General features: G+C 55.0%; 18 protein-coding genes, 1 tRNA gene and 1 pseudogene. 7 read left to right on the forward strand and 13 right to left on the reverse strand.

What is annotated here, in order from left to right; genetic code table 11:
- Positions 1 to 38: 38 nt before the first annotated feature.
- The 5 genes from ACREYP_RS16675 to ACREYP_RS16695 all read right to left on the reverse strand — a co-directional run bounded on the left by ACREYP_RS16675 (position 39) and on the right by ACREYP_RS16695 (position 6683).
- Positions 39 to 3158 (reverse strand): efflux RND transporter permease subunit, encoded by a 3120-nt coding sequence (locus ACREYP_RS16675; RefSeq protein WP_008456020.1) that lies wholly within the window; start codon positions 3156 to 3158, stop codon positions 39 to 41.
- Complete coding sequence (locus ACREYP_RS16680) at positions 3155 to 4621, reverse strand: efflux RND transporter periplasmic adaptor subunit (RefSeq protein WP_336818594.1); 1467 nt, start codon at positions 4619 to 4621, stop codon at positions 3155 to 3157. The genes ACREYP_RS16675 and ACREYP_RS16680 overlap by 4 nt, the downstream gene beginning before the upstream one ends.
- Positions 4618 to 5874, reverse strand: a complete 1257-nt coding sequence (locus ACREYP_RS16685; RefSeq protein ID WP_008456017.1) for a TolC family protein — start codon at positions 5872 to 5874, stop codon at positions 4618 to 4620. The genes ACREYP_RS16680 and ACREYP_RS16685 overlap by 4 nt, the downstream gene beginning before the upstream one ends.
- Before the next feature lie 11 nt (positions 5875 to 5885).
- Entirely contained in the window at positions 5886 to 6263 is a 378-nt protein-coding gene (locus ACREYP_RS16690) for a copper-binding protein (RefSeq protein ID WP_008456014.1), read from the reverse strand.
- 66 nt (positions 6264 to 6329) lie between these two features.
- On the reverse strand, positions 6330 to 6683 hold the full coding sequence (locus ACREYP_RS16695) for a hypothetical protein (protein ID WP_336818632.1): 354 nt from the start codon (positions 6681 to 6683) through the stop codon (positions 6330 to 6332).
- A 467-nt stretch (positions 6684 to 7150) separates the two neighbouring features.
- On the opposite strand from ACREYP_RS16695, the gene dcuC reads away from it, so the two are divergent.
- The 5 genes from dcuC (at position 7151) to rnk (ending at position 11901) form a co-directional block, all read left to right on the forward strand.
- Positions 7151 to 8527: an anaerobic C4-dicarboxylate transporter DcuC gene (dcuC, locus tag ACREYP_RS16700; RefSeq protein WP_336818592.1), complete on the forward strand. Its 1377-nt coding sequence runs from the start codon at positions 7151 to 7153 to the stop codon at positions 8525 to 8527.
- 87 nt (positions 8528 to 8614) lie between these two features.
- Complete coding sequence (gene rna / locus ACREYP_RS16705) at positions 8615 to 9421, forward strand: ribonuclease I (RefSeq protein WP_336818591.1); 807 nt, start codon at positions 8615 to 8617, stop codon at positions 9419 to 9421.
- A 91-nt stretch (positions 9422 to 9512) separates the two neighbouring features.
- Complete coding sequence (locus tag ACREYP_RS16710) at positions 9513 to 9671, forward strand: hypothetical protein (protein WP_157141387.1); 159 nt, start codon at positions 9513 to 9515, stop codon at positions 9669 to 9671.
- 281 nt (positions 9672 to 9952) lie between these two features.
- Positions 9953 to 11329 (forward strand): GntP family permease, encoded by a 1377-nt coding sequence (locus ACREYP_RS16715; RefSeq protein ID WP_008456007.1) that lies wholly within the window; start codon positions 9953 to 9955, stop codon positions 11327 to 11329.
- Positions 11330 to 11490: 161 nt separating this feature from the next.
- A complete protein-coding gene (gene rnk, locus ACREYP_RS16720; protein WP_008456004.1) occupies positions 11491 to 11901 on the forward strand; it encodes a nucleoside diphosphate kinase regulator in 411 nt (136 codons plus the stop codon).
- A 156-nt stretch (positions 11902 to 12057) separates the two neighbouring features.
- Here rnk and ACREYP_RS16725 read toward each other — a convergent pair whose 3' ends face one another.
- The gene (locus tag ACREYP_RS16725) at positions 12058 to 12894 is read right to left on the reverse strand and encodes a C40 family peptidase (RefSeq protein ID WP_498880992.1); all 837 of its coding nucleotides are present in this window, start codon (positions 12892 to 12894) and stop codon (positions 12058 to 12060) included.
- Between the two features lie 17 nt (positions 12895 to 12911).
- Positions 12912 to 13715, reverse strand: coding sequence for an OmpA family protein (locus ACREYP_RS16730; protein ID WP_008456000.1), 804 nt, complete (start codon positions 13713 to 13715; stop codon positions 12912 to 12914).
- On the opposite strand from ACREYP_RS16730, the pseudogene ACREYP_RS16735 reads away from it, so the two are divergent.
- Positions 13714 to 15423 (forward strand): annotated as a pseudogene (locus tag ACREYP_RS16735) (flagellar biosynthesis protein FlhA); the annotation flags it as partial. The gene ACREYP_RS16730 and the pseudogene ACREYP_RS16735 sit on opposite strands and share 2 nt — an antisense overlap.
- A 91-nt stretch (positions 15424 to 15514) precedes the next feature.
- Here the strand turns inward: ACREYP_RS16735 and ACREYP_RS16740 are convergent.
- From ACREYP_RS16740 to folD, 5 genes are all read right to left on the reverse strand, one after another.
- Positions 15515 to 16507 (reverse strand): lysozyme inhibitor LprI family protein, encoded by a 993-nt coding sequence (locus ACREYP_RS16740; RefSeq protein WP_034808137.1) that lies wholly within the window; start codon positions 16505 to 16507, stop codon positions 15515 to 15517.
- Between the two features lie 182 nt (positions 16508 to 16689).
- Entirely contained in the window at positions 16690 to 17706 is a 1017-nt protein-coding gene (gene malI, locus ACREYP_RS16745; RefSeq protein WP_008455994.1) for a Mal regulon transcriptional regulator MalI, read from the reverse strand.
- A 70-nt stretch (positions 17707 to 17776) separates the two neighbouring features.
- Positions 17777 to 19276, reverse strand: coding sequence for a PTS transporter subunit EIIC (locus tag ACREYP_RS16750; RefSeq protein ID WP_008455993.1), 1500 nt, complete (start codon positions 19274 to 19276; stop codon positions 17777 to 17779).
- A 298-nt stretch (positions 19277 to 19574) separates the two neighbouring features.
- On the reverse strand, positions 19575 to 19787 hold the full coding sequence (ybcJ, locus tag ACREYP_RS16755) for a ribosome-associated protein YbcJ (RefSeq protein WP_008455991.1): 213 nt from the start codon (positions 19785 to 19787) through the stop codon (positions 19575 to 19577).
- A 2-nt stretch (positions 19788 to 19789) separates the two neighbouring features.
- Entirely contained in the window at positions 19790 to 20656 is an 867-nt protein-coding gene (gene folD, locus ACREYP_RS16760; protein ID WP_008455989.1) for a bifunctional methylenetetrahydrofolate dehydrogenase/methenyltetrahydrofolate cyclohydrolase FolD, read from the reverse strand.
- Positions 20657 to 20852: 196 nt separating this feature from the next.
- On the opposite strand from folD, the gene ACREYP_RS16765 reads away from it, so the two are divergent.
- Positions 20853 to 20929 (forward strand) — tRNA-Arg (locus ACREYP_RS16765).
- A gap of 605 nt (positions 20930 to 21534) precedes the next feature.
- Here ACREYP_RS16765 and ACREYP_RS16770 read toward each other — a convergent pair.
- A complete protein-coding gene (locus ACREYP_RS16770; protein ID WP_336818546.1) occupies positions 21535 to 22968 on the reverse strand; it encodes an amino acid permease in 1434 nt (477 codons plus the stop codon).
- Between the last annotated feature and the right edge of the window lie 67 nt (positions 22969 to 23035).

Genomic DNA, 23035 nt, shown 5'->3' on the forward strand with positions numbered 1-23035 from the left:
CCGGAGCGCATAACTATATCCGCTCCGGCGAACAACACTTATTTCCGTTTTTTAATCAGCATATATACCGCAGGGATAACCAGCATCGACAGCAATGGCGCCGTCACCATCCCCCCAATCATCGGGGCGGCAATACGTCGCATCACTTCCGATCCGGTCCCGTTGCCCCACATAATCGGCAGTAAACCCGCCATAATAGTGGCCACCGTCATCACCTTCGGCCTGACGCGCAGGACAGCCCCCTCGTGAATGGCACGCCGCAGCATACCGTCATCCTGTACCTCATCGGCTTTTTGATGCTTAGTCAGTGCCTGATTTAAATAAAGTACCATGATCACGCCAAATTCAGCGGCAACCCCCGCCAGGGCAATAAAGCCTACGGCTCCGGCCACCGACAGGTTATATCCCAACAGGTAAAGCAGCCACACGCCGCCAATTAGCGAGAACGGTAAAGTCCCCATAATTAATAGCGCATCCTTCACTCGCGAGAAGGTGACATATAACAGTACAAATATGATTAACAAGGTAAAAGGCAGAACAACTTTTAATTTCGCCGTCGCACGTTCCAGGTATTCAAACTGCCCTGACCATGAAAGAGAAACGCCTTCTGGTAATTTCACCTGCTCGGCCACCGCACGCTGCATATCCTCCACGGCGGACTTCAAATCACGGCCACGCAGATCGACATAGATCCAGTTTGAAAGACGCGCATTTTCGCTTTTCAGCATCGGCGGCCCTTCTGTAATCGCAATATTTGCCAGCTCAGAAAGCGCCACCTGGCTGCCGTTGGAGGTAATAACCGGTAAATCACGCAGTTTCTGCAGGTTATCGCGCAGTTCACGCGGGTAGCGCACATTTATTGGGAAACGCTCACGCCCTTCGATAGTTTCACCCATGTTTTCCCCCCCGATAACCGTGGCAACCAGCGACTGCAGTTCTTTAACCGAAACGCCATAGCGCGCCGCTTTACGCCTGTCGATGTCAATGTCCACATAGCGCCCGCCGCCCAGGCGCTCAGCCAGCGCGGACGTCACACCCGGCACCTGCTTGACCACATGTTCAATCTGCTCGGCAACCGACTCAATGGCGGCAATATTATTGCCGTTCACCTTTATCCCTACCGGACTTTTAATCCCGGTGGCCAGCATGTCCAGTCGGTTACGAATAGGCGGCACCCACACGTTGGCAATGCCCGGCACCTTCACCACGCTGTCCAGCTCATTCACCAGCTTGTCCATCGTCATTCCCGGCCGCCACTGGTCGCGTGGCTTAAAGCGAATGGTGGTTTCAATCATTGTTAGCGGCGCAGGGTCGGTGGCCGTTTCGGCGCGTCCCGCTTTGCCAAAAACGGTTTCAACTTCCGGCACCGTTTTGATCAGGCGATCGGTCTGCTGCAGCAATCGTCCTGCCTCACGCGCCGAAATACCTGGCAACGTGGAAGGCATATACAGTAAATCCCCCTCATCCAGCGGCGGCATAAATTCGCTGCCCAGTTTGCTCAGCGGCCAAAGCGTGGCGACCAGCAACACACCGGCTACCGCAAGCGTGGTTTTCGGCCTGTCGAGCACCTTTTCCAGTACAGGCTCGTAGGCCGCAATCAGCCAGCGGTTAATCGGGTTGGCCTTTTCATCGGGGATCTTGCCGCGAATAAACCAGCCCATCAGCACCGGCACCAGCGTAATTCCCAGCCCCGCGGCCACCGCCATAGAATAAGTCTTGGTGAAGGCCAGCGGCGAAAACATCCTTCCCTCCTGCGCTTCAAGAGAGAACACCGGGATAAACGACAGGGTAATAATCAGCAGGCTGCAAAATAATGCCGGCCCCACTTCTACCGCCGCCTGCTGGGAAATTTGCCAGTAATCTTCGCTGCGCGGCTGCTCTCCCGGATGATCGTGCCGCCACTGCTCAAGCACTTTGTGCATGTTTTCAATCATCACTATCGCCGCGTCGACCATCGCGCCAATGGCAATTGCTATCCCGCCCAGCGACATGATATTGGCGTTCACGCCCTGGTAATGCATGACGATAAACGCCCCTAAAATCCCCAGCGGCAAAGTAATAATCGCCACCAGCGCAGAGCGGAAGTGGAACAGGAACAGCGAACAAATAATGGCGACCACGATAAACTCTTCCAGCAGCTTGTGGGAGAGCGTTTCAATCGCGCTTTCAATCAGGTGCGAGCGGTCGTACACCGGCACAATTTCAACGCCGGCGGGCAAACTCTTCTGCAACTGAGCCAGCTTTGCTTTTACCGCGTTAATCGTTTCAAGGGCGTTTTTGCCGTAGCGCATCACGATAATGCCACCCGCGACTTCGCCTTCACCGTTAAACTCCGCCACGCCCCGACGAATTTCAGGCCCAAGCCTCACGGAAGCGACATCGGAAAGCAGCACCGGCACGCCGTCCCGGCTGGTGATAACAACCTGCTTGAAGTCATCCAGATTTTTGAGATAGCCAGAGGTCCGCACCATATACTCGGCTTCGCCCATCTCGATCACCGAACCGCCGCCTTCCTGGTTGGCGCTTTTCACCGCGTTAATAATCTGCTCATGGGTAATATTCAGCGCCTTCATGCGCTCCGGATCGAGCACAATCTGGTACTGACGCACCATGCCGCCGACGCTTGCCACCTCAGAGACGTTGGGCACGGTTTTCAACTCAAACTTCAGCGTCCAGTCCTGAAGAGCTCGCAGATCCGCCAGGCTGTGCTTGCCGGTTCTGTCCACCAACGCATATTCGTATACCCAGCCAACCCCGGTAGCATCTGGCCCCAGCGAGGCTTTAGCCTCCGGCGGCAGCTGAGACTGCACCTGGCTCAGGTATTCAAGTACCCTGGAGCGCGCCCAGTAAGGATCTGTCCCATCGTCGAACAGAATGTAGACATAAGAATCGCCAAACATGGAGAAGCCACGTACCGTTTTGGCTCCCGGAACGGACAGCATGGTGGTGGTCAGCGGATAGGTGACCTGATCCTCCACGATTTGTGGCGCTTTGCCCGGGTAGCTGACCCGCACAATCACCTGCACGTCGGAGAGATCCGGCAGCGCATCCAGCGGCGCTCTCTGCAGCGACCAAAGCCCCCACGCCGCCATAATAATGGCGGCCAGCACCACCAGCAGACGATTTTTAAGCGACCAGCGAATAACGGCGGCAATCATTTGTGCGCCCCCGCCATCGGCATCAGGTGAGTAATAACGGCCCCTTTTTCATCATCCATTGTAAAGCTGAACATGACTGCATCACCCGGTTTCAGGCTGGTCGGCGATGTCAGCGCGAAAGGCATCACCATAGCGCCCCAGTTCAGCGCGGGGATAGGATGATGGGCAATAGTAATAGCGTCCGCGCTCACCGCTTTGACCACGCCTTCGCCGTCGTAGGTTTTTGCTGCAGGCGACGCTTTTGGCTGAGCGTCTGTTTCAGGCAACGCGCTGCGCAGGCTCGCCTCTGAGTCGATAAGGAACTGGCCGGAAGTGACCACTTTCTCGCCCTCATTCAGCCCGGAACGAATCTCCACCCAGCCCTTGTCGCTGATGCCCGGCACCACGTTCACCGGGCGGAAATGGCCGCCGTCTTCGGCAACCAGCACGCGGCTTTGGCTTCCGGTTTCAATCAGCGACTCCTCCGGCACGGCCAGAACCGCGGCGCGGGGCTGCTGATTTGCCAGATGCACACTGAGGTACATGCCGGGCTTGAGCTTCATTTGCGGATTATCCAGCACAATGCGCGCCTTCAGCGTGCGGGTGGTGGTTTCGAGGTTCGGCAGCAGTTCGCTTACTCGCCCGTGGAATACCTCTCCAGGCCAGCTGTCGGCGGTCGCCACAATCTCGCTTCCCGGCTGCAATGCCTGAGCCTGAGACTGCGGGTAATCCACCACAATCCAGACGGAATCAAGGCTTGCCACTTCGAACAGCGGGGCATTCGCGGTCACCTGCTGCCCTTCCCGCGCCTCCAGTTTATTTACATACCCGGCAAGCTTTGCGCGAACGGTAACGCGGGTTTGCGGCTTGCCGCTACGCTCAACCTGGCGAATCACTTCCGTGGGCATAAACTGCAGCTGAAGCCGCTCTCTGGCCGCCGCGGTTAAAGCGCTGTCTCCAAGCTTGCGCACCGCCAGAAACTCCTGCTGTGCGGCGGTCCATTCCGGGAACCACAGCTGCGCCAACGGTTCCCCGGCTTTCACGTACTGCTGAGGGGCTTTGACATACAGCGTTTCCACAATACCGTTAGCGCTGGCCGGGATGATTTGTACGCTGCGTTCGTCCAGCGTTACGGTGGCAAAAGCGGCGAATGGCACGCTCAGAGCCTTGCGCTCAACGGCGGCAGTCTTAATGCCCAGGTTTTGCTGCTGGCGGTTGCTGACCGTCACGCCGCCATCGTTGGCCACTTCATCGGCATAGCGCGGGACCAGCGCCATATCCATAAACGGCGATTTCCCCGGCTTGTCGAACCGCTGACCGGGCACCATAGGATCGTACCAATAAAGCACTTTGCGGCCGCTTTCCTGCTGGGGCTGAGCTTCGGCATGTTGGTGAAAGGTTGGCTGCTTCCCGGCGTAATATCCCGCGGCCAGCGCGGCAACAACCGCCCCTGCTAACAGGGAAAAAGTGAGTGATTTTTTCATTGGTTAACGTCCTGAGGCGTAAGGTAGCGGATCGCCGCCCAGTTGGTGGCCACGGCTTTTTCCGCACTGCTGGCGGTCAGCTCGGTGTCCAGAAGATCCCGGCGAGCGGCCAGCAGCTCAGTCAGAGAGGATTGTCCGGCGCGGTACTGCGACGCCAGCAGAGACAGGCGTTGGCGCTGAAGCGGTAAAGCCTGATCCTGCTGCCGCTGCCAGACGCTTTGCGCAGCCTGGTAATTAGCCACCAGCGAGTGAACCAGCGCAACACGCTCCCGACGAGCCAGTGCCAGTTGATCGTTCGCTTCCATCGCACGGGAAACGTCGGCGGAGTAATCTTTATCCTGCCGCTGAGGCTTAAACAGAGGCAGATCGACGGTGAACATCACGCCCGCCATATCGTCATAACCTTCAGCGCGGCGTCCGTAATACACCTCAATCCCAACATCAGGTTTAGCGGCTACGGCGGACTGGGCTGATTTCGCACGAGCAACGTCGGCTTCACGGGCGGCTTCAATCACCTCCGGATGCTGCATCACGCCTTCTTCAAGCACTGCCGGATCGGCCGGTAACCGCTGGTAGCGGGGCAATGTCCCCACCACGCTATCGACCGTCTGCCCGGTCAGCTGCAGAAGCCGGGTCTGCGCCAGGGTGACATCCCGCTCGGCAAGCGTGACTTTGTCCTGCATGGAGAGCAGCGTCATACGAATATCTACCACGCCGGAAGCGGGAGAGCTGCCGCTGGCCACGGTGGCTTTCTGGACGCCAATCTGCCGCTCGGTTTCGCTCACCAGCTTACGGGCAGCCGTCAGCACTCGCTCAGATAAAGCAAGATCCAGCCACGCCTGCGCGGTATCGCGCTGAAGGTTGGCGCGAATCACCTCCGCTTTGGCCTGGCTACTGGCCGACTGCGCCAGAATAGTGTCCGCTTTACGGTCGCGTTTATCTTCGCTGACGTAGTCCTGCATGATGCCGATACGCTGCATGGTCATGCCGTCACGGCTAAAGCGATGGTTATTACTTCCCCCCACCGGCACGTTTTCGATACCAAACTTCAGCTTTGGATCGGGCAATTGCCGGGCAGAGTCAGCCATGGCGTTCAGCGCATCGCTCTGATTACGGTTGGCGGACAGCGCCGCAGAATAGTGCTCGGCGGCCAGCAGAGTCTGTTGCAGGCTGAGCTCCGCCGCCTGAGCGGCGGAGACAGACGTAGCCAACAGCACTCCACCAAGCCAGAGGCTCAGGGTGTGTTGTTTCATAGCAACCTCGGTTAGTTAAGCGGGGTTGCGGAAGCCAGCTGATACCCGGCCGCATGCTGGGTGAAAGAGAAGGCAATCTTCTCCCCCACCTTAAACGCCGGCAGCGAACCGTCTTTCGGCAAAGTGAACGTCATCGTCATGGCTGGCCAGCCAAGCTCGGCGACGGGATGATGGGCAATAGACACGCTATCGGCGGTGATGGTCTTCACCACGCCTTCGGTTTTGTAGACCTTGATCGCCGAACTCGCATCAGAAGACATCGTCATGCCAGGCATGTCAGACATCCCCTTCATAGAGGACATATCGTGGGAAGTTTCAGCGGAAAAAGCAGGGAAAGCGGCAACAACAAGCAGCGCACCGGCCGCAGCAGAACGAATAGCGTTAAACATGATTTATCTCCAAAACACAGTCAAAAAGGGAATGGGCAAAGCCCCAAAACATTGACGGTGCTGGAGTTATTCTCTAAAGCGGCAAAAACGAATGGTTGCCGGAGGTCCTGTTGCGGGAGGGGTAACATAAGGGGCGGATTCAACGACCGTTGAACACTGAGGCTCAACCAGCGCAAGGGTATCTGCAACCGGTAACGCCACCAGCGAGCTATGCCCGTTGTCTTTTTGCATTACGTCAGGCACGCAGTGTTTTTCACACAGCGGGTTACTGAGTTTCGCCTGCATCGCCTTGTCAGGCATCTGCATGGTGTCGGCATGCGGGGCTGCCATGGGGCCAGCGGTCATATCAACCGGGCAATCGTAGGATGCTATCGCCACCTGACTGTTGACAAAAAACCAGCCCAACGCCAACAGCAGCATCAAAAGATGCTTCCTGATAAAGCGCCAGCGGCTTGTCGACCAGAGGGAGGTGTGCAGCATAAAAACCCCGACATAAAAGAGATCGGCAGTATAGGCGGCAGCCTGTCGCGTTTTAAAGTTTTTTTTAACTGCTTTACGAAAAAGCCATTCGTTAACAATCAGGCAAAACAATCATTGTTTTTACATAACCGATCGCCGGTTATACCGCCAAAACTCGCACAATTTTTATGCCTTATTTTTTATCGGCCACGTCGATAAATGTAATGCAGCCAACAAAAGCTTTGCCTAAAGTTGATCCGTTGCAACGAAAGTTGATGCTTATCAGAAACTCCAAACGGGTTCTGAGGCAAATTCTTAGCCCTTTACAGTCGCCTGTAAAAAATCACTATTTTAATTTCTGAGAGAAAACCACTTACAGCCGCAAGCGTAAGGACGCCGAAGAGCGCCTTAGCGTATCAGGGGATATCATGCTTACCATTCTGGAACTTATTATCGGGGTCGTGGTGATTGTGGGCGTTGCCCGCTACATCATCAAAGGCTATTCCGCCACCGGCGTGCTGTTCGTCGGCGGGTTATTGTTACTTATCGTCAGCGCGTTGATGGGGCATAAAGTGTTGCCCGCCAGCGTGGAAAGCACCGGCTACACCGCCACGGACATCTTTGAATACGTCAAAATCCTGCTGATGAGCCGCGGCGGCGATCTTGGCATGATGATCATGATGCTCTGCGGGTTTGCCGCCTACATGACCCATATCGGCGCCAACGATGTGGTGGTCAAACTGGCCTCTAAGCCGCTGAAATTCATCAACTCGCCTTACTTACTGATGATTGCCGCCTACTTCGTCGCCTGCCTGATGTCGCTGGCGGTCTCTTCCGCAACCGGGCTTGGGGTGTTGTTAATGGCTACGCTGTTCCCGGTCATGGTCAATGTCGGTATCAGCCGCGGAGCTGCCGCAGCCATTTGCGCTTCTCCGGCGGCGATTATTCTGGCTCCAACGTCCGGAGACGTGGTGCTGGCCGCTCAGGCTTCTGAAATGTCGCTGGTCGACTTTGCCTTTAAAACGACCATTCCTATCTCCATCGCTGCCATCATCAGCATGGCCATCGCGCATTTCTTCTGGCAGCGCTATCTCGACAAGAAAGAGCACATCAACCACGAAATGCTGGACGTGAGTGAAATTCAGACTTCCGCGCCCGCTTTCTACGCCATCCTGCCGTTTACGCCGATTGTCGGGGTACTCATTTTCGACGGCAAATGGGGCCCGCAGCTGCATATCATTACTATCCTGGTGATATGTATTCTGATTGCCGCGCTGATTGAGTTTTTCCGCAGCTTCAATACGCAGCACGTCTTCTCCGGGATGGAAGTTTGCTATCGCGGCATGGCGGACGCCTTTGCCAACGTGGTGATGCTGCTGGTTGCCGCCGGCGTTTTTGCCCAGGGCTTAAGCACCATCGGCTTTATTCAAAGCCTGATCTCTATTGCCACCTCGTTTGGTTCCGCAAGCATTATTCTGATGCTGGTGCTGGTGGTGCTGACCATGCTGGCGGCCATGACCACCGGCTCCGGTAACGCACCGTTCTATGCCTTCGTCGAAATGATCCCGAAACTGGCTCACTCTTCCGGGATTAACCCGGCATACCTGACCATTCCGATGCTGCAGGCTTCCAACTTGGGCCGCACCATTTCTCCAGTTTCCGGCGTGGTAGTGGCCGTTGCCGGGATGGCAAAAATCTCACCTTTCGAAGTGGTGAAGCGTACCTCTGTGCCGGTCGCCGTCGGTCTTATTGTGGTGATTATCGCCACGGAGATTCTGGTTCCTGCAGCAGCGATCGTTCACTAACCCGCAGCAATCATTGTTTCAAGCGCCTGCATCAGGCGCTTTTTTTATGCCTATAATAAGCCCGCCTCCAGGACAGATAAGAGAATAATGATGAATTTCACACCGCGACATTTACTGCTTTGCACGCCGCTTTTACTTAGTCCACTTGCGTTTGCCGACGCCCTGCAGCCCAGCCAGTACGGGGATTTTGATCGCTACGTACTGGCGCTCTCCTGGCAAACCGGCTTCTGTCAGAGCATGCACGACCACAATCGCAACGAACCTGCGGAGTGTAAAGCCCAGCAGGAACAGGCGGATAAAAGTGCCTTCCTGACCGTTCACGGCCTCTGGCCCGGTCTGCCAAAATCTGTCGCGTCACGCGGCGTCGATGAAAAACGCTGGATGCGCTACGGCTGCGCCACTCGCCCGGTGCCGAATATGGCCGAAGCCAGGGCTTCAAACAAATGCGCCGCGCCGGATACCGGGCTTTCCGTTGAAATGGCCTCAAAGCTGGCCGGCGTGATGCCCGGCGCCGGGGGGCAATCCTGCCTGGAGCGCTACGAATACGCCAAGCATGGCGTTTGCTTTGGCTTTAACCCCGACGATTACTTCGGCACGATGGTGCGCCTGAATGGAGAAGTGAAACACAGCGCTTTTGGCCAGTTCCTGGCTCAGCACTACGGCCAGGTGGTGACGCGTAAGGCGTTTAACCAAGCCGTGAAGCAAACCTGGGGCAGCGATGCGGTGAATGCTATCAAGCTAACCTGTGACGGTAATCCCGCCTACCTCACGGAAATGCAGATTTCCCTGCTGGCAGACAAGATTAACCAACCACTGCAAACTGCCTCCTTTGCCCCGCAAAAACACCCCGGCAACTGCGGGAAGAGCTTCCGCCTGGACGCAGTTGGCTACTGACAGAATAAATACTGAAGTCAAAAATTAATCGCATCACTATTTGTTCCGGTTTTTTGGTTATAGCCTTCAGGTAACGAACCTGGAGGTGACCATGAACAGAACAAAACGGTACTTACTGCAGCTGAGGGCGCAGTTCGAGCGTGAAGGCAGCCAGCAAAAACTGCTGGGGTTTATCTGGCTCTCGCCGCAGCAGCGCTATGAAATTCTCAAAGAGCTCTTGTTGCCGATAGCGGAACACCCTGCTCGTTAAAAGCAGCCGGGCCCCGTGCTACACGGTGGCCCCCGCAGTATTTCGCTCCCTGATGGTGTAAGTCAGGCGCGTGTCAGACTTTTCCCAGCCAAACAATTCCCCCGCTCACCTTTCGCACTGATTATTTTGATTGTTTGAACTTCGTCCCAGAATGTTAACAAACATTACAGAGTTCATTTACAGGCAACCGGATGTTACCGATATCATGTTACCGGTATCAGCATCACCCAATAACACGCTTTTGGTGCATTCATCTGAGAATTTGCCACTGGGGAAATAAAATGACCGAAATAACAACAAGTTTAGGCGCAGGAAGCCTGCTGGGTATTGCCGCCTGTTCCGTCGTGCTCCTGCTCGTATTGATCATGCGCTTTCGCGTACATGCCTTCCTGGCGCTGACCCTGGTCAGCGTCATTGTGGCACTCGTCACAGGCGTGCCGTTCGACAAAATTGTACCCACGATCCTGGGTGGCTTTGGCAGCACCCTGGCAGGCGTCGCTTTATTAGTTGGGCTCGGCGCCATGATTGGCCGCCTGTTGGAAATTTCCGGCGGCGCAAAGGTGCTGGCGGACACCCTGGTTGGGACCTTTGGCGCTCACCGGGCACCTTTTGCCCTTGGCGTCGCGTCACTGCTTTTTGGCTTCCCGATCTTCTTTGACGCGGGTCTGGTGGTGATGCTGCCGATCATCTTCAGCGTCGCCAAGCAATTCGGCGGCTCAACGCTGAAATATGCGCTCCCGGCGGCCGGTGCTTTTGCGGTGATGCACGCGCTTCTGCCGCCGCATCCAGGCCCGGTGGCCGCCAGCGAACTGCTGGGGGCGAACATCGGCCTGCTGGTTGTGGTAGGGCTGATTATCGCCATCCCGACCTGGTATCTCGGGGCCTATCTCTTCGGGCTGTATGCCGGGAAGAAATTCGATATTCCTCTGCCGAGTTCTTTCCTCGGTAAAGTCGAAGTGGATCAGAATCACCAGCCGCCGTCATTCGGCATGGTCATGACAATTTTACTGATGCCGCTGGTGCTGATCTTCCTCGATACCGGCCTCAACACCGCCACTGTGCTCGGCTGGGTCAGCGCCGACAATACGCTGGTGAACTTCTTGCGCATGCTGGGCAAAACGCCTATTGCGCTACTGATTACCGTCTTTTTTGCCCTGATGGTCTTCAGCGGCAAACATAGCCGCCAGCATCTTGAAAAGGTATGTGACGGCGCACTCGGCCCGATTTGCGGCATTATCCTGGTGACCGGAGCGGGCGGTATGTTCGGCGGCGTGCTACGCGCAAGCGGCATTGGTGACGCGTTGGCTGGCGTCCTCTCAGACACCGGCATGCCGGTTATCGTTGCCGCCTTTGTTATCTCGACTGCGCTTCGCGTTGCTCAAGGGTCAGCCACCGTTGCCCTGACTACTACCGCCGCGCTGGTCTCACCGATGGTCGAAGCCACCACGGGCCTGAGCCAGTTTGACCTGTGCTTTATCGTTATCGCGATTGCCGGGGGCGCTACCGTCCTGTCTCACGTGAATGACTCCGGTTTCTGGCTGGTGGGGCGTTTCCTGGAAATGGATGAGAAAACGACGCTGAAAACCTGGACCGTGATGGAAACGCTGATCGGCACCATCGCCTTCCTGCTGGCGGCGCTGGGGAGCGTGATTCTGTAAGGGAATCGGGGGAAGTCAAAATGTGACTGATCTCGCTTTCAACTCCGGGCTAAGCTCAGTATCATCGGTCCTACGTGAACAACCCTCGCCGGTTTCGGTGGGGGTTTTTCTTTGTACGATTTCAGCACATGAGTGCCCTGCTTTTTTACACGGAGAGAACTATGTCCAGACCTGCCATCATCATTAACGAACTAGACGCCGAACGCCTTGACCGCCTGCTGGAACAGCCGCAGTACGCCAAAGCCCCGGTGGCAGAGGCGCTCAACGCCGAACTGGATCGCGCGGAGATGTGCAGCCCGGAGAAGATGCCGTCGGATGTGGTGTCCATGAACAGCCGCGTAGAGTTTCGCGATTTAAGCACTCAGGAAGTCCACGTACGCACGCTGGTTTACCCGGCGAACCTGACCGACAGCGATAACCAGCTTTCTGTTATGGCTCCAGTCGGTGCCGCGCTGCTCGGCCTGCGGGTTGGCGATAGTATCAACTGGACGTTGCCAAACGGCAGTCAGACTCACCTTGAAGTGCTCGCTTTGCATTACCAGCCTGAATCTGCCGGTGAATTTCATCGCTAATTCAATTCGCGGCTGCGGTCTCTCTTTCGGGAGGGACGGCTTCTTACCCTCACCCTAACTCTCTCCCTAAAAGGGAGAGGGGAAAGATTGCGTCCTGTCCCGCCCTGTTATTTTCCCCCTCTCCCTCTGGGAGAGGGCCGGGTGAGGGGTCTGACCTCACAGAACCGCCTCCTCGGTCAAAATACGCTTCGCCCCCAGGTAATGATCCTGCCAGTAATTGTCTGCCAGTTGGCTGATGCGGATATTCAGCCCGGTTCTGGGCGCCTCGATAAACTGCCCTTCTCCCAAATAAACCCCGACGTGATCGGCGCGATCCTGGCTTTTGATACTGAAAAACACCAGATCGCCACGCTGAAGCTGGCGCTGACTTATTCGCTTTAATCGCCGATCCTGAAACATACCGTTGGCGGTACGCGGCAGCTTTTGGCTAAGCAGCTTGTTATAGGTGTAATAGATTAGCCCGCTGCAGTCGAAGCCCTGCTCGGGCGTCTGTCCACCCCAGACATAGGGTTTGCCCAACTGTTGCTTGAGCCGCGCTATCACTTTGTGGAGAGTGGCTTCCACACGCGGGCTTACCATCTCAGCCATAAGCGCTTCGGTCGCCAACGGCCACAGACCTTCTGAGCCCCCCATCAGCCCAGGACGCCAGCGAGTGTGCATGGCGAGCTGCTCACGGTTCAGGGCACGAGCGACCAGTTTTTCAGCAGCCTGACGCTTTTTCTGTTCGGGCGTAGGCGGGACAACTGCAAGGCGATTTTTGGCACGGGTAAGCAGCCTTGCACGATTTTTCATCCGTTCACGGGCTTCTTTACTCTGCGGCTGCGCGATCTGTGTGCGCTTCACGCTTGCTTTAGACTTTTTCGCGGGTGAAGCCCAGGCCTGGGACGAAAACAGGACGAATAGCAGCAGAAAAAAAAATCCCGCCCTACGCCGGGAGAGTTCGGACGCAGGCGAAAAAGTGGAGACAATTGAGGTGGAAATAGACTTAAGCAACACAAATACCTGAAAACTTAGCGTGCCGCGGAGGGCTGCTGCGCCACGCGCTCGGCCAGCGGCTTAAGCACTTTTTCGCCATGCTGACCAAAGAATTGATACAGCGAAGCGCTAGCGGAATGGGTCAACACCATGATTTCAATACGGCGGTTGGCCGAACTGAGCGGATGGTCAGGATCGAGCAACATCTGGTCAGCCATCCCGCTAACCTGCAGCACTTTTCCGGTATCCAGCCCGCCCTTCGCCAGCGCTTTGCGCGCCTGCATGGCACGCTCGCCGGAAAGGTTCCAGTTGTTGTAAAGCTCCTGGTCACGAAAACGCGTCGCATCGGTGTGTCCGGTAATAATAATTTTGTTGTCAATGGCGTTCAGCGCCGTAGCAAACTCCGTCAGTAGGCGGTTAAAAAAGGGAGTCAGAATGGCGCTGCTGCGCTGGAACATTTCTCGTTTTTGATCATCCTGCACCAGAATACGCAGCCCCTGCGGCACGATCTCGATTTGCAGATTAGACTGCGCCTCATAGGCTGAAGTGATCTTCATGATCACCCGGGCCAAATCTTCAATTTCCTGCTCTGAGCGGCGGTTCACGTCTTCCAGACTTTCCCCCTGGCTTGCCGCATTGGTCAATGCCTGTAGCGCAGCAACATCCTGCTGAATAGCCTGGCTGGCATCATCCGGCTTTGGCTTCCCGGCCAGAACAGTAACGCTGCCTCCGGAGCCGTTTAGCTGGGTAATCGGCATCCCGGACATGCCGTCAAACAGCGAGTCGCTGTTAAGCAAAGAGACAATCTCTTTCCGCTCTTCTTCGGTGACCGCCCCCATAATTAACTTCGTGGTGGTCACCAAAGGCGCAGAACGTATTTCTGAAGTGTCCGCCCGCTTTACCCTTGCCGCCCTGCCCGGCAAACAGATGGCGATCGATGCCGACCTGAATGCCGGATTAATCAATCAGCAACAGGCCAAAACCCGGCGTAAAGACGTTGCCAACGAAGCCGATTTCTACGGCGCGATGGACGGGGCCTCAAAGTTCGTGCGCGGCGACGCCATTGCCGGGATCATGGTGCTTATCATCAACGTGATCGGCGGGATTTGTATTGGTATTTTTAAATACGATCTTGATGCCAGCCACGCCTTCCAGCAGTACGTGTTGCTGACGATTGGTGATGGCCTGGTCGCGCAGATCCCATCCCTGCTGCTGGCGACTGCGGCCGCTATTATCGTGACCCGAGTAAGCGACGACGCCGACGTTAGCCACGAAATTAAAACGCAATTGCTCGCCCGCCCGAACGTACTTTATACCGCTGCGTTCGTGATGTTTATTCTGGCCATCGTGCCGGGTATGCCGCATATCGCCTTCCTGAGCTTTACCGCTCTGCTGCTGTTTGCCGCCTGGCGGCAGAGCAAAGTGGTACAGCCTGCGCAGCAGCAGGATGATGACATTCTGGCGATTCAGGAGGCGCTCAGCCCCGACACGGAACCTACCGTCAGTTGGGACAGCATTCCGCTGGTCGAGCCGATTGGTCTGAACCTTGGCTACAAGCTGGTTTCGCTGGTGGATACCGCCAAAGGCAGCCCGCTTTCGCAGCGTATTCGCGGGGCGCGACAGGTTATCTCTGAGACCTGCGGCGTGCTGTTGCCAGAGATCCGCATCCGTGAGAACTTCCGCCTCAAACCCGCCCAGTACGCCATCCACATCAATGGTATTCGAGTGGCGCTGGGGGAAGTGAACTCGGAAAAACTGATGGCGATCCCCGGCAGCGAACTGTACGGCGAGATTGACGGCGTGCTGGATACCGATCCGGCTTACGGCATGGCTATCGTCTGGATTGATCCCGACCAAAAAGCGCGGGCGTTAAATCTTGGCTATCAGGTGGTGGATTGCGCCAGCGTGGTGGCCACGCACGTCAACAAAGTGGCGCGCCAGCATTTGCCCGATCTGTTTAATTATGACGATATCACGCATCTCCATGCGCGCCTGGCGCTGCAGGCTCCCAAGCTTGCGGAAGACTTAAATGCTGCGCTGAATTTCAGCCAGTTGCTGAAAGTGTACCGGCAGCTTCTGCTGGAACAGGTGTCGCTGAAAGACATTGTCACCATTGCCGCCACGCTGCTGGAAAGCGCCGCGGTGACCAAAGATCCGCAGCTGCTGTGTGCCGATGTGCGTTACGCCCTGCGGCGCGCTATTTTGCATAACATCAACGGCGACCGCGGTCAGCTTGCCGCCTACACCATGGATAACGAGCTGGAAAACCTGCTGCTGAACGCCCTGAATCAGGCCCAACAGGCCGGGAAAGTGGCACTGGACAGCTTCCCGGTTGACCCCAATATTCTGTCGCAGCTGCAAAATACCATGCCGATGATTTACGAGCAGATGAGGGCGAAAAGCCTGCCGCCTTTGCTGCTGGTTACCCCACAGCTTCGCCCGATTCTGGCGCGCTATGGCCGCCTGTTTAGCACCGGGCTGCATGTGTTGTCTTATAACGAGGTGCCGGACGACAGTGATTTGAAGATTGTCGGGACATTGGGGTGATTTCCCCCTCACCCCGGCCCTCTCCCTTCCAGGGTGAGGGTAACGACCTGAAGCGACGTTAAGTTTGAAAGAAGTGGCGGCTTGAGCAAAGCTACTTATCTAAAAACCGCAGCTTCCAGCCCCGGATAGTGCGCGGCAGCGGGTCTGCCTCATTGCTCTTCGAGCGGTAAAACTTGGCTTCCTGCCCCCCTTTTTTACCCGGCGACGTTCGCGCCGCCCACATTTTACCTTCCGGGGTGTACATGATAATTGCCGTATGGCGATTGGCTTCACCCCGTACCCACATGGCAATCACCTTCGCGCCAATATTATCTATATCATCCTGATAGATATAGACATTTGCGGCATCCACAAAATTCTGGTAGTCATTGCCCACCATCTCTCTGAAGCGATTGTCGGTTTCAACATCCGGGAATATACCAATGGACAGCAACGTGGCTTTCGGACGTGGGTCCTTGGCGCTTTTCACATAGCGTCCGTCAACAAATACCCCCACCGGCATCGACAATTTACAGCCCCATTCGCCATTACTGTGCACCTGGATTGAGCCATTCTGCCTCGGGATAAGCAGCAGTTTACAGTTACTGGTGCTTTGTACTTTCTCCACTATCACCATGCCGTATATTTTCTGGGCCTCAGCGGTGAAGTCGTCATGGTTTATGCCAGCCCAGGCTCTGATATCAAGGGTTAATGACCATTCTGCATTACGGCTAAAGGTTAATTTGCCCCCGCTTCGATTAGCTGCCGTGATGTTCCACCATGTACCCTGCCAGTCAAAGCCCTCTTTCACCCCGGAAATTCGGCTGATGCCTTCATAGTAGGCTCGTTCAATACAGCCGTCGGTGGTACAGTTTTCAAGCGATTTTTCCCACTCCAGATAGTCTTTATGCACCTGCGCGCCATTACCCTTCACCAGCATAGAGCGATAAATGGCGCCCATCGTGCTGTCCAGCCAGTGCAGGGTGTCGTTATTGCAGATGGTGTTTTCCAGCGGCCTGGCCGCTCGCTGGCAATCAACCGCCAGCGCGTTTCCGGTATAAAAACCCAGCATTAATAATAGAGAGAGAAGAATTCGCTTGAGCATATTTAAGAGAAAATTCTGAAAGAGAAGCGACTATTCTGACCAGAATATATGCGGTTTGCAATCTCAGGCTGATTTCATGATTAATTGAAATAAAAATGAAAATAATGCGTTAATAATATGCCATTAATGTGGGTGGAAGGGATTAATAGCATAATAATAACGGACGGATAATATACTTCCCGTTATGCAGATTCGCGCGGCACCAGTTCACCAGAAATGATAATTCTCTGGGCAGGAAGTTCCGGCTGTTTAATTTTGCTGACAATTAATGCGGCGGCTTGTCGCCCGGTCTCTTCACTGGAGGCAGAAACATAGGTAAAGCTCGGCGAGGTCAGATTAATGTACATCATATCCTCAAAACCAATCAGCGAGACCTGCTGCGTTAAGAAAACGTCTTTCCCAACGGTACGACCCACTTGCTGAATACCGGTGATGGCGCCAATGATCGCCGCCGGAGAATGACACAGCATGGCGGTAATTTGGTTGCTCTTTTCCAGCATCAGGCGCGTGGCAAAAGCCGAAGCCGATGTGTCGTCCGCACATTCCGGCGCCCACTCTTCTCTGAACGGCAAGCCATACTGCTGCAGGGCGCTGCGGTAGCCAGACAGCCGCTCGGCGCGGATGAGACAGCTTTTTGTGCCTCCCAGCCAGGCAATATTGCGGTGGCCGCGCTCAATGAGAAAACGCGTGGCCTGGTTACCGGCCTGACGATTATCCCGCCCAATCACATCGCGGGTGCTGGTAATGGTTGATTCAGAGATAACCACCGTGGGCAGAGGGCAGTCGGTAATGGCCTGGGGAACCTCAGCGGAGTGGCAGTCGGCGGCCAGATAAATGACCCCGGCTACGCCCTGCTGGCTAAACGAGGTCAGACAGTTGCGCAGCTGTTGCTCTCCGTCGCGCGGCTGGCCAAGAAACACCATGTAGCCTTGTTTTTCGAGCTGCTGAACAACGCTCGCGGTGACGTTGACGGAGAAAGAGTTGTTAAAGTCACGAATAATCAGGCCAATCAGGTTAGAGGTGCTGGAACGAAGGTTGGCGGCGGCAACGTTATGCACATAGCCGAGTTCCTTGATAGCGGCATTGACCTTATCAATGGTCGCCTCAGAGATCTTGCCCTTCTGGCGAAGCACCAGCGAAACCGTCGAAACCGATACGCCCGCAAGCTCAGCGACATCAATGATGTTGACCTTTTTCATTCCACCCCTGTAACCGCACATCCATAAATTTCAGCCCCCTGAAACATACAGGAGGCCGAAAGGTATTACATTATTTACCGATCATCGTCGACATTGTCTGTGCAATAAATTGCGCTCTGGCACCAAATATGACCTGGATACCCGAATCGCCGACGAATACCACGCCGCGAGCGCCCAGGCTGTTCAGGCCGTCCTTGTCGACCATCGAACTGTCGTCCACTTCAAGGCGCAGGCGGGTAATGCAGGAGCCCACAGAGTTGATGTTTGGTGCCCCGCCCAGCAGGCCGATGATATCGCCCGCCAGTTCGGTGTCGGTTTTGTCTCCCGCGTTAGCGGTGACTTCGGTACGGCCCGGCGTTTTCACGTCGAAACGGCGAATCACGAAGCGGAAAGTGAAGTAGTAAATCAGCGCCATCGGCACGCCCACGACCACCGCCATCAGGAAGTTAGTCTGGTAGCCGTTGAACGACGGCAGGATCCCGAAGGAGATGTAGTCGATCATCCCGGCGGAGAACGATTTGGCGATATGGGCATGCAGCAGGTACATGCACATATAAGACAGGCCGGCCATCACCGCGTTGAACACATACAGAATCGGAGCCACGAAGATGAAGGTGAACTCAACGGGCTCGGTGATCCCGGTGAGGAAGCAGGTCAGCGCCGCGGAGAACAGAATACCGGAGGCAATTTTCTTATTCTTGGTGTTGGCTTCATGGTACATCGCCAGACAGGCCGCAGGCAGCGCGAACAGCATCAGCGGGAACTCGCCCTGCATGAATTTACCCGCATTCTGGTAGCTGTCGCTGCTGAAGGACTTCACGCCCTCTTCCAGCATTTTGAACCAAATCGTCTGGTCGCCGTGAATCACCTGCCCTGTATGGGTGGTGTATTCCCCGAAGGAGTACCAGAAGGACGGATACCAGATGTGGTGCAGACCCAGCGGGATTAAAGCGCGCTCAACCAGCCCGAAGATAAAGGTTGATGCGGCCTGATTATCCCCATTAACCACCACCGACAGCGCATCAATACCGGACTGAATGTACGACCACACCCACGGCAACACCATCCCCAACAGGAAGGAGAGAAACGCCGTCGCGATGGCGACAAAACGCTTGCCGGAGAAGAAGCCGAGGAATTCCGGCAATTGCATGGTGTGGAATTTGTTGTAGCACCACGCCGCCAGGATACCGGAGATTAGCCCGCCAAAAACGCCCATTTGCAGCGTCGGGATGCCGACCACCATGGCATATTTCCCGCCCGCAGAGGCCATTTCCGGCGTGATGTGCATGACGGTGCCAATGGTAATGTTGATGATAAACACCGACACCGCCGCCGACAGCGCGGCAATACCCGATTCTGCAGCAAGACCCACGGCAGAACCGATGGCAAACAGCATTGGCAGGTTATCGAAGATAACCCCGCCCGCATTCATCATCAGCGGTAAGTGAAACTTATCGCCGAACGCCAGCAGTAAACCTGCGGCAGGCAGCAGAGAGATAGGCAGCATTAACGCACGGCCAATCATGGAAAGCTTTGATAACGATTTAACAACACTGGACAACAGACTCATGGACGTTTCCCCCGGTGCAGACGCAGTAACCGCGTTTTGTCTGTTCACGCGTTTTTATGGTAGGTAGAACGTTCTAGTAGAACGTTCTACCTAGAGTGCCGAAACGGTTTTTGCCCCGCAACTGAATTCTGCGCTGTTGCCATATTGTTATCGAATATTTGAAGTGACGCAGGTTTTTAAGCCTGGTATTGATAAGGTAATTTGGTTCTGAGGCGGGAAAGGCTCTGCAACTCTCCTTCACCCAAACGGCAAGGAGAGTTGATGCCAGCCCTTTTCGTTCTGAAAAGGGCGCGCGCGATTAAGGCTGAACGGTAATGCTCAGGCTCTCAAAGACGACGGTCTGCCCCGCCACAATTTTGCAGCGCTTGCGGGTTTCAACTTCACCGTCCACCTTCACGAGGCCTTCGGCAATCACCGCTTTTGCCTGCGCGCCGCTTTCACACCAGCCTTCCAGCTTGAGCAAGTCGCACAGTTCAACGTGAGGGTGTTTACCTAATGAGAAGGTCGCCATTATTACTCTCCATCAACATCATGATATTCCTCGCAGGCCTGCAAGGTATTCTGAATTAGGGTGGCAACCGTCATTGGGCCTACGCCACCCGGAACCGGCGTAATATACGAGGCTTTGGCGGCTGCTTCATCATAAATTACGTCCCCGACCACTTTCCCGCTTTCCAGACGGTTGATGCCGACGTCCACCACAATAGCGCCTTCTTTAATCCATTCACCCGGAATAAAGCCAGGTTTGCCCACGGCGACAATCACCAGGTCGGCGTTCTCAACGTGCTGGCGAAGGTTTTTGGTGAAACGGTGCGTTACGGTCGTGGTGCAACCGGCCAGCAGCAGTTCCATGCTCATCGGGCGACCCACGATGTTGGACGCGCCAATGATGACCGCGTTCAGGCCGTAGGTGTCGATGTTGTAGCGCTCAAGCAGCGTCACGATACCGCGCGGGGTACACGGACGCAGGCGCGGCGCACGCTGGCACAGGCGGCCAATGTTGTATGGATGGAAGCCATCCACGTCTTTGTCCGGGTCGATACGCTCAAGCACTTTGACGTTATCGATCCCGGCAGGCAGCGGCAGCTGTACCAGAATGCCGTCAATCTCGGCGTCCGCGTTTAGCGCATCGATCAGCCCTAACAGCTCCGCTTCGCTGGTGGTTTCCGGCAAATCATAAGAGCGGGAGACAAAACCAACCTCTTCGCAGGCTTTGCGTTTGTTCGCGACATAAATCTGGGACGCAGGGTTCGCTCCCACCAATACAACGGCCAGACCAGGGGCACGTTTTCCTGCAGCAACTCGGGCTTTTACTTTTTCAGCAACTTCAAGCCGGACCTGCTGCGCAATCGTTTTACCGTCAATAATCTTTGCTGCCATCAGAGAGAGAATTCCATCTGTAAACTTAAAGGAAGGGGGTTGCTGCTATTTTGTCAGATGCGCGGCCCGCTGTCAGGCACTGATGTAGGTTTATGCTCATTTGTCGCGCAGGTGGTTGAAAAGCCATTGACTCAAGAGGTGCTGACCGTATAATCCACCCCGCATCAAGCCGTAATGTTTCTCTGCATTACTCCGTGCGCCCTTAGCTCAGCTGGATAGAGCAACGGCCTTCTAAGCCGTAGGTCACAGGTTCGAACCCTGTAGGGCGTACCATTTTGACGTCAACACACCTCTACTGAATTCTTTTTTTTCTCTGCCCCATTATCGTTCAGGCTCCCTTGTTGCAAGTCACTGTGAAACAACACCACCACCGCATTGTCCATTCTTTTTTGCCAGAACGTCCTGCTGCATGGCCTTGTTAAGGCTCAAGCCTGCCCCCCTATTTAAGGCGAAAATTTTCCTCTTAGAGCAACCTATATGTTTCCGTTCTGAAGGAGAGTGAGACGTTTCCATTCTTACCCACCCGGCATTGAATTAAAAAGCAAGAACCAGGGTTTTTATTGCACAACCCGAACACAGGCTTACGGATAACCCGTTGAAATCATCCGACGACACACATCAGGAAAATTAACAGAAAGATTCATATTGAGATTCGGAATTTCATGAATGAAATGGGGAACGTTATGAAGTTACTTGCCGGTAAAGTCGTTGCTATTACTGAGCCTTCGGCCGGGCGGTTGCCGTTTTGTTTGCCCTGCCGGTTTGTCAGTTTTGATTAATGATGTTCCGACCCAGTATTTCAAACCGCCCCCGGCTATTCTGGCCGGGGGCATCCAGCCTTTATGGAAACCAGCGTCTGCGATGACGTGCCGTTGAGATCAGACCGTATGCACCACCGGCCTGGCTTCCTTTACTTGCTCTTCTGTAGTTAATCCTTTGATGTATCTGTTGTATTTCCACCATGCGAAGCCCAGGAAAATCACTATTCCCCCCACGTTATAGAAAACGATCGTCAATATATTGCCGCCGGTTGGGAACGTGGAGGCGATAAAACCGACGGTGAAAATCGCAATGAGCATTGAGACGATGGCCATGCCGGTTCTCTGCGATCCCATTTTAAAATCACGCGGCAGATGATCGTATTTACGGCGTAAATTGAGATACGCCAGCATGATGAACAGCGGGGGTAACATGGAAGCAGCGGCTGTCATGTTGATTATGGTGTTCATTAAATCCTGGACGGTGCTGGAGCCCAGCATGGGGATAATCATCAGCGGGATCACAATCAGGAACTGAATCCAGGCGGCACGCGCGGGCACGCCGTTTTTATTTAGCGCCACGGTTTTTTCACCAAAAATACCGCCGGGGATTTCCGAGAAGAAGATTTTCACCGGCGTTGCCGTCCACATCAGCAGCGACCCAAACATCGCGGTAAATGACACCAGGCCCACGAAGCGGTTGACCACGATTTCCGGGAGACCGAAATAGACCGCCATGCCGTGGAAAACCTGTACCGATCCCCCGGTAAATTTCAGCTCTTTACTGCTGATAAAAACATTAATCAGCACCGAGGAGACGGAATACAGTACGCCGATAAATATTCCGGCCAGGATTATCACTTTCACAAAGGATTTAGACCCGCCTTTCACGTCGTTGACGTACACGGCCACCGATTCGGCCCCGCCCGCCGCCATAAATATCCAGGTTGTGATCCCAAGAAATGCCCAGTTAAAGTTGGGAATCATCGCCTCTACGGAGATGGGGTCTGCCGGTTGAATACCGCCCACCAGCGCCGCCCCTGACAATAAGACATAGGAGAGCGTCAGCAGTAGCATCAGGGAAGATGTCACCGAGGTGATTGGCCCCAGCATTTTTGCCCCATTGGTTGAAACCCACGTTGATAAGGCGAACAGCGCCATGCTCAGCACCGTGGTGGCGACCGGCGTCAGCATGTATTCATACCCGAGGAACGCGTAGGATGCATAGGCGATAACACGCGGCAGCAGAGAAGTGAAAAAGAACAGGTTAACAAACCAGTAAGTGTAGGCCGTAATAAAAGCCCAGCGCCCCCCCAGCGCGCTTTTAACCCAGGCATAAACCCCGGCCTCCGAGTTTTTATTCAGCGAAACAAACTCGGCGATGATTAAACAGAACGGAATGAAATAAAGCAGCGTGGCCAGGAAAAACATCGGCGCCGACGCTAACCCAAGCTCGATATTGTTATTAATGACGTTATTAAAACTGTACACGGCCGCGAACGTCAGGGAGAGCAGACCGAATTTACCGATAGTATTACGCTTCGTCTCAGACATAACACATCTCCACGCAGTCTTCAGGGCTGCGTTCTTTTGTAGGGAAGAGGACGTTAATTTTTAGAAT

This window comes from Enterobacter sp. TMH.L2, from assembly GCF_050847315.1.
Classification (GTDB): domain Bacteria; phylum Pseudomonadota; class Gammaproteobacteria; order Enterobacterales; family Enterobacteriaceae; genus Cedecea.